This window comes from Paenibacillus sp. tmac-D7 (assembly GCF_006519665.1).
Lineage (GTDB): Bacteria > Bacillota > Bacilli > Paenibacillales > NBRC-103111 > Paenibacillus_G > Paenibacillus_G validus.
Window position 1 is genome coordinate 65,403 of record NZ_VIDW01000026.1, and the last position, 6,178, is coordinate 71,580.

The 6,178-nt window shown below is 35.6% G+C and carries 7 protein-coding genes; all 7 read right to left on the minus strand.

Going from position 1 to position 6,178, the window contains the following annotated elements; translation table 11 throughout:
• Nucleotides 1-88: 88 nt before the first annotated feature.
• Nucleotides 89-517 carry a glycosyltransferase gene (locus tag FKP33_RS17715; protein ID WP_181410196.1) on the minus strand — a complete coding sequence of 143 codons (429 nt, stop codon included), beginning with the start codon at nucleotides 515-517 and terminating at the stop codon, nucleotides 89-91.
• 137 nt (nucleotides 518-654) lie between these two features.
• Nucleotides 655-1,584, minus strand: a complete 930-nt coding sequence (locus tag FKP33_RS17720; RefSeq protein WP_141335923.1) for an Nmad3 family putative nucleotide modification protein — start codon at nucleotides 1,582-1,584, stop codon at nucleotides 655-657.
• A gap of 60 nt (nucleotides 1,585-1,644) precedes the next feature.
• Nucleotides 1,645-2,175, minus strand: coding sequence for a hypothetical protein (locus tag FKP33_RS17725; protein ID WP_141335924.1), 531 nt, complete (start codon nucleotides 2,173-2,175; stop codon nucleotides 1,645-1,647).
• Complete coding sequence (locus tag FKP33_RS17730; protein WP_141335925.1) at nucleotides 2,162-2,956, minus strand: hypothetical protein; 795 nt, start codon at nucleotides 2,954-2,956, stop codon at nucleotides 2,162-2,164. The genes FKP33_RS17725 and FKP33_RS17730 overlap by 14 nt, the downstream gene beginning before the upstream one ends.
• A gap of 841 nt (nucleotides 2,957-3,797) precedes the next feature.
• Nucleotides 3,798-4,427: a phospholipase D-like domain-containing protein gene (locus FKP33_RS17740; RefSeq protein ID WP_141335927.1), complete on the minus strand. Its 630-nt coding sequence runs from the start codon at nucleotides 4,425-4,427 to the stop codon at nucleotides 3,798-3,800.
• A gap of 121 nt (nucleotides 4,428-4,548) precedes the next feature.
• Nucleotides 4,549-5,307, minus strand: coding sequence for an HNH endonuclease (locus FKP33_RS17745; RefSeq protein ID WP_181410197.1), 759 nt, complete (start codon nucleotides 5,305-5,307; stop codon nucleotides 4,549-4,551).
• Nucleotides 5,308-5,419: 112 nt separating this feature from the next.
• The coding region (locus FKP33_RS27245) for a hypothetical protein (RefSeq protein WP_181410198.1) at nucleotides 5,420-6,178 on the minus strand (759 nt) is incomplete at its 5' end.

The following is a 6,178-nucleotide window of genomic DNA, read 5'->3' on the forward strand; positions in this document are numbered from 1 at the left end:
TGAACAAGATTATAATTTCTCGAAAACCAAGCAATTATGCAAGGAAGCGTTTGATTAAATTGTGGAATGGCTTCCAAGAAAACCCCTTTTACCCGCTCGTTAACTGCCCGTATATCTCTAATAACCTGCCCCCGACTTTCATGCTGTCGTGATAATCTTCTGTGAATTTCCTCGACTCTACCCCCTTCTGAAACCGTGTCTCCGGCGATAATAATAAAGATTTCAGCACGTCATAGAACGTATCCGGATTGGCATTGCAGATCGGGGGTTGAGTCGGATACCGGCTCATCAGATCATCCCGCACATAGGCGATGACGGGCTTTCCGAAAGCCATCGATTCTACACAAAGCAAGCCATAAGAGCCGGTTATAATTTGATCGACAATAATGTCCGCTTGTCGGTACAACTGTTTAGCTTGCTCATGGCTGGTTTTATCTACACGTTGATAACGGAACGGAATTTCCCGCTGAAGCATTTCGATCGTCCGTTCTATCACATCAACGTTGATTGAAAGCATCTTGAGCCATCGGTTGATCGAGAACAGAAATAAGGAAACTAATTGCATATAATTTTGACAAAAGACACTTGCTTGCTAAAGCGGCAAGTGTCTCATTTTTTGTCCTGCAATGAAATGACGGATATATTCTATCAATTTCAGTTTCTCTCATTATCAAACAAATGTCTTATCCATTTCAGCCCAACCTCATCAAGATTGGTTATATATTCTTGCCCCCGCCCTGTAGTTTGAACAAAACAAGTTTCATCATCAAAAAGCAGCCATCGTTCCTTCGCTTTTTCACGTTTATTAAGGTATGTTGGGCGGTATCTATCTTCGTAGAAAAACGCAGGTAATCTCCAAATACTTGGAATATTTTTATGTAACTTGGAAGAAAGCATCTGTCGATTGACCAGTCTTGGAAAATATCCGCAACCGGGTATGTCCAGATCATCAAAGAGTTTCTCTGCCGCTAGATATATGGTATTGTTTTTTCGGGATTTAAAGTCCGATTCAGTAGAATGGGGATGGTTCGCATTAATTACATCTTCTGGAACGTCAAAATAATCCTCAATCACCTTCTCAACCTTCAACCAGCCATAGATGTAATAAACACCTTTATTCCAACTGGCACTAGGATCAAGAGGATGTAATCTCCCGCTGATTGGAATAAACCTGCTGTAAAACAGAAATATGCTCCCCTTACCAACCTTATTACCCTTCAAATGACCTGCAGCTGCCTTAGATTGCCCAAAAGCCCCCACCATTGGCATATCCTTTAACCAAGGGCACCCTCCTAACATTGGGTCGAAATGAGCAAAGCTATTTTTAACAGCACTCTTTGTCTTTAAACTATATTTTAATGATTTAGTATAAATAAGATCATACATATTTTCCGCACTAATATTTTCGAAATAGTTTCTCTTTAACTTCAGATCTTTATAACGAATCGCTCGATTTTCAATCTCATCTTCTGGAATGGGGATAACTATATATTTTCCTGTCTCGGGGTCATAAGGCGAGTACCCATAGCCTGAGTCAGAATCGAATCCTTTACGACTTAAAATCAATTTTTCCAGATCAAACAACTCCCTGCATGATACAAATTGTAGTCCATTAACCGTAAAAACAAAGGAAAATCAATCTTATTAGTACATGGCCAATAACCTGGAGATAACTACTTTTTGTAAATCGTCGATATTATTAAACTGAGATAACTCAAGTCCCCAAAACTCTACTTCTGCATCTTCATCCTCATATTTAAAAACGGATCCATCGGACTTAAACGAAATATCAGTTTCAAATGCGCAATATTTTATCCACCAATATTGAGGTCTAGATTCTTTATTTTTTAACTTGCAAAATGCTGCAATGAGACATGGGCTCAGTACTTCATAATTAAAATGATAAAACTGAACATTTAATCCTAGCAATTTACTAGAAGACTTATTGTCTTGATGAGAATAATAGCGCGTCATATATTGAGGAAAAAAGGTTCTTGGCTGGTCAGGTGACTGATTAATATCCTTACTTGACTCGCTGCCTATTGTATTCCCATGTATAGGTAAAAAGCCAGCTTTCGAAAAAACGATATCTGCATCTTTTAAAAGAAGTATGCTATTGTTTACGATGTTACGCACATTCTCAATAGATATTCGCATTATCTCACTTTGTTCCATTCGATATCCTCCTATATCCCCACGATAATGATTCAACCGGACTTGCGTGATACCTTACATTCTTCTTAAATGCCCATGCAAGCTTGCTTACGTGTGATACATTGAATCCATTGAAAGTTTTCATGTCTTTTCTAGCTAAGTAGCTTTTAAGATCATCAATGATTAACCCGTCCGTTGCAGATAAAGGTACATCCGTAAGACTTGAATATATCGACTTCCAAGACAGCCAGTATAACTGTTCTTTGGTAAATGAACATTTTCCATGTACTTGTATAGATCTGATGGTTTCGGCTAACTCATTCCGTGGTATATAAGATTCCAATGTTACATACAACATGCTTATCGATAAGATTCGATCCTGCTTTAATCCGATTTTAGAATAATTGGCCACAACGTATAGATCTTCGATCTCCCTGGCAAGCTGATCACGTTGACCATTAGTCCGTTCCGTTTCATCAATAGTATAGTCTTCGGTACTAGACTTTTTCGACAAATATTTAGCTTCCATCCCTACCAAGTGATCTCCTTGAGAACTGTGCAAGACAAGCACTAGATCCGGTTCACTATTACGAAGTTTTGGCCAAAAGTGGTAACTTGTCCCTTGGATGTCATTCGGAATGAAAAGTGCTCTATTATCTAGACTTATAGCATTTCTCAATACATTCACAATAACAGCTGGTGAACTTAAATATTTCAACATACCAAAGATGTTGGAAGTTAAAATATCCTCACTCCATGTTAATTCTGAAGAAGTTTTTCCATACAATTGCGCTTGTAGCATTGGATACCACCTTTCTTCGTTCTCTTCTTGATTGCAGTTCGATACCTGAAGGAAGAAACATTTATTTAATCTTAATAAATAAAGGAATCTTCATACTTCGTTTGTAATAACCCGAGAGATGGACACTTTGGAAAAAGTGCCCTCTCTCGGGTTTTTAACATTACTTACCACACTCATCATTGGGGATCAGAGAAAAGGTGTTTTTGCTTCCGAAACAATATGGGAAGTATCAACTCAAACTTTAAACCAAACCATCGCCTCTGAGTCTCGGATAGTCGAACATTATTACAGACATCAATTCTCAGCTCCATAAAGGAATTCGCGTTGTGTAAATGGTACTTGGTCTAATACTTTCACGTTGAAATTCCTACTAAATAATATAACGAAAACTCCGGACAGTTACTTTGTCACGGAGCGTTTATTCTCGTAAATAACGATTATGTTACATTCATAAAGAGTTTTTTAAATAACATACTTTTCTTATTTAACAAACTAATCTTGTAACGAATTTTATCTTTATATGATGTAACATCAAAAATTTTCATGGTAGATCTCCCTTTTGTACGTAAAAAGACCATATCCATTGCGAAACTGATTTGAAATTGCCAGGCTCTTTTATTTCCATCTAAATATTTACTCAATAAGAACTGATCCTCTAGAAATGTTCTAGGTATACAAACGAATTGATCTGTATCTCCGAGAATAAAAAGGAATGCATTTATCTTTTTATTTATGGCTTGCATCCCCCCTTTTGTAGACAAAGAATAACGGAAGTTTTGTTCAAATGGTGCTGTATTATCATGTATTTTCGATTTGAGAATCTTTATTACGTACTTTTGATCTATCTTATAAACATTCTTCCATAATTCTTTTCTACATGTTCAAAAGTTTCTATATTTCGTTTACTTACAATTTTTTGTAAAAATTCTTCATAATCATTAGATTCGAATTGATCTTCAATTAGCTGAATAATATTTTCATAATGCTCTTTTAGATCAGAATATTTATTATTAAGGTGTTCAATAGTTTCCTGGTTAATATTGAGTGGGGTTGAGGGCTGCACGAATCGTCTTTGAATATGATCAATTTGTTTTGCCGAAGGTCTAAATCTTTGCATTTCTTCAATGTTTTTAACAAATCCACTGTACGTGAAATTAGCAGATCCTATATATATTATACTTTTATCGATTAAATATAGCTTAGCATGCAAATTTTTCAAAGATCTTAATTCAAACCCCATAGCTTGTAATAGTAATAGCGATTCCGGCTGTACAGCTCCCGTAACATATTCAGTACCAATAGGTAGTGTAATAAATTGAGAGCTTTTTATTCCTTTATTATTTTTAAGAGCTTCTTGAATTTTTTCCACTGCAAAGTTATTAATATAAGGTGAAATTATTGTCAACGATTTTGCATTTTCTAAGTCATTTAAAAGATTATTAAGAAATCCTTGCCCTTGGAGTCCCTCCATACCGATACCTCTTTATTTAGTTTAGAAGTTCCTTTATACAAAAAAGCCTATAGTAAGATAACAGTAGACGAAAGTTTGCAATTATTGACTGTTCCTTTTATACCAACAGATTGCTCATAATTTACACATTATCTTTGAAACAATATTCACGATGCCATGTCATATACTGGGACTGTTGATCATTTACTTTTATTTTCATATCTTCATGAAGGTTCATTAAAACCCTTGTTGTTTCATCAAGTAGTTTCGAAATAAGCATGGAACCGTTATCCATGAATGTAATATAACCTTTATCAAACATTGCATCATGATTTGGACATAGCAGTAAACCATTATTTAGATCTAACCGTTCATGGTTGGCCGCATCCTTCCACGGTTTAATATGACTAGCTATTAAAAACGGCTCAAACGTAACACCACAGAGAGCGCAGCAAGAATTTTGTTTTAACAAGCCTTTTTTAAATACAGATTGCCCAATACGCGCTTTCGTTAGCATCTCTCTGTCTGTATGACTTAAGATCTCCTCGGCAACATCCTCTATGAACGTCCGATTTAAGTCAAATAATTCATACTCGTCAATGATACCTTTTCTTTTTTTGGCTGTATATCTAAGTCCGATGGCGATATTGGTTCCTAACAAAACAACCGTAAAACCTAATTTAATTAATACATCATTTGTTTCATCTCCACCACCGTGACCTTCTAGAAATCTACCATTTAGATCTAAATTAGCATAACGTAGTACTTCCTTTGGAGGATAACGTTTCCCTTGATAAAGCAACTCAAACTTTGTAGGAGGGTTTATATCAACTGGGTCCATTTGTTCAATTCTTTGAAGAGAATTTATTATATTATTCCGGGTGAAATTAGGCATTTGCATGTAAACTGCCCCTTGCTTCTTAATATTTTTGCAGCTCATTTTCTATATAACGAATGCTCCCGACATCAATATGTCATGGAGCATTTGTGCTTATAATAACAATTATATGACTTTAGGCTCTTCTCTTTGTCCAAAATATACCTTTACCATGTAAATTCCCCATATTTTGAAATACATCTTCTTCCGTTGTTTTTGAACAAGTACAAGATTTATAATCTTCGTTACATTTACTACAATTAGATTCCGCAAAATACACTGGTGCCACCTGCAGTCTCCCTTTTTCAATTTCTTCAACAATATCTTTTTGTGATAACAAAAACTTGAGTTCTACCATCACTGCTTTATTTTTTTCATCAAAATAGGGTCTGAAATCATTATGATCTAGGAATTTTCGTTCAAAATAAAGTAGACCTGTATATTTCAACATTTCACCAAGACGGGGCTTATCATTTGCTTCTGGGAAGTTTCCGCTTAAGAATGTCGCTGCTGTTTCACACCAATCAGCACAATTTGTTTCAGTTGTTGGGAATTTACTCCCCTGAAAAGCCAACCACTGTAGTATATCTTCTATATGCCCGGCAAAAGAGAATATTGCATTTTTTGTTTCATAACTGATTCCAATGTTGAAAGTAATGGCACGATCATGATTTCTATTACTCCAAGATCCGCAAATTTCACGGATAACTTCTAACGTCACATTAGCTGATTCAACAGCATTGACACCTCTATGAAGTATTAGAGGAAAGTTTGTAATCATATCTTCAAAATATAATAATTCAATTCCTGATGGGGGCATTTCTATTGATTCTCCACGTTTTTTAAGGTTTTTAACTATTTCCAGAGTATCGGCTTCAATATAACGACTTTCAAC